The organism is Bacillus sp. LR--39 (genome assembly GCF_053613335.1).
Map to the genome: position 1 here is coordinate 1 of NZ_JBSIOT010000281.1, position 1,145 is coordinate 1,145.

Sequence of the window (1,145 nt, forward strand, 5' to 3'; positions counted from 1 at the left end):
GCCAGTACAACGCCTACGGCTGTGTTTCCCCCAAGAAGAGCGACAGCGATACCGTCAAAGCCTACGCCGGTAAATGCGCCTTTCACTGCTGCGTATTCGAATGTTCCTAGGCCCTCCATGGCTCCGGCAAGGCCTGCAAAAGCGCCGGAGATAAGCATGGAGGACATGATATTCTTCCGCACGCTCATGCCGGCATACTGGGAAGCGTGCTGGTTAAATCCGACCGCCCGGAGCTCAAATCCTTTTGTAGTTTTGTTGATGATAAACCACATGATAACTGCTGCGAGAAGGGCAACGATGATTCCCAAATGCAGCCGTGAGTAATCGGTGAGCTGTTCAAGAAAAGGAGAGCGGAGGGAGGCGGATTCGTGAATTTTCCCCGTCTTGTCCTGATGATCTGTCAAGACGTTTGAAATGATGTAATTGGTCATGTGCAGCGCGATATAATTCATCATAATGGTGACAATGACTTCATGAACGTAAAATCGCGCTTTCAAAATGCCGGGAATAAACCCCCATAATCCTCCTGCAGCTGCTGCTGTAATCAATGCGAGCGGCAAGTGAATATATGCCGGTCCGTCAAACGCCGTACCGACCCAAACCGCTGCTGTCCAGCCGACGAGCAGCTGGCCCTCGACGCCGATATTAAAGAGTCCGGTTCGGAATGCAAAGGCGACAGCCAATCCGGATAAAATATAAGGCGTAATTTGCCGGATTGTTTCTCCGACATAATAGATTTCTCCGAATATCCCATTCCACAAAGCCGAATATCCGCTGGCCACACTGTAGCCGCTCACAAGCATAATCAACGCGCCGGCCGCAAGACCAAGGATGATTGCGATGAGCGGCACGAGTAAATGAGAGAGTCGTTTAACCATTTGCTTTCCCCGCTTCCTTTTGCGTGCTTCCTGCCATCAAGAGACCAAGCTCCTGTTCAGTGGTGTCCTGCGGATTAACGCTGGCGATAATGCGTCCTTCAAAAATAACGGCGATTCTGTCACTGAGATTCATAATTTCTTCAAGCTCAAACGAGAGGAGAAGAACGGCTTTCCCGGCATCACGCTGCTCAATGAGCTTTTTATGGACAAATTCAATCGCTCCGACATCAAGGCCGCGAGTCGGCTGGGCGGCAATTAATAAATCAG

At 50.4% G+C, this 1,145-nt stretch carries 1 protein-coding gene and 1 pseudogene; both read right to left on the minus strand.

The features are described from left to right. A partial coding sequence (gene nupP, locus ACWHAR_RS22510) for a guanosine ABC transporter permease NupP (protein ID WP_452087884.1) occupies nt 1-878 on the minus strand: 878 nt, incomplete at its 3' end. Continuing rightward, nucleotides 871-1,145 (minus strand): annotated as a pseudogene (locus ACWHAR_RS22515) (heme ABC transporter ATP-binding protein); the annotation flags it as partial. The gene nupP and the pseudogene ACWHAR_RS22515, both read right to left, overlap by 8 nt.